This is a genomic window from Companilactobacillus crustorum JCM 15951, from assembly GCF_001434585.1.
GTDB classification, from domain to species: Bacteria; Bacillota; Bacilli; order Lactobacillales; family Lactobacillaceae; genus Companilactobacillus; species Companilactobacillus crustorum.
In genome coordinates, this window is sequence record NZ_AZDB01000092.1 from 1 (window position 1) to 393 (window position 393).

At 37.4% G+C, this 393-nt stretch carries 1 protein-coding gene; it reads right to left on the bottom strand.

The genetic code is table 11. The annotated features are described in order from the left end of the window. Positions 1 to 117: 117 nt before the first annotated feature. The coding region (locus tag FD26_RS10785; RefSeq protein WP_156401819.1) for a helix-turn-helix domain-containing protein at positions 118 to 393 on the bottom strand (276 nt) is incomplete at its 5' end.

Below are 393 nucleotides of genomic sequence, written 5' to 3' on the forward strand. Positions count from 1 at the left end.
GTATCATCGATGAAGAAGCCAAGATGCACTAACCTCTATTAGTTTTATTTCCATATATCTGTTATTTCACTCCTATTTAAATTTTTTCTTCACTGCCCTGCTTATTTAATGAGAAATTTATCTATACACACTGAATTTCTTTCGATACCGAATAAAGGTTGTCCGCTTAATCCCAGTATTTCGAGCCACATCCACATCGCTCATACCATTTTGATAAAGTTTAAAGGCATGTAACAAACGGGGATCATCTTCAGCGTATTGAGGTTTGCGACCATGATATTTGCCCTGCTGTTTGGCTAGGGAAATCCCTTGTTGCTGACGCTCAATGATTCGCTTACGTTCACTTTCAGCTTGGTATTTATAAAGTTCAATAATCAAGTTGGTCATCAGTTG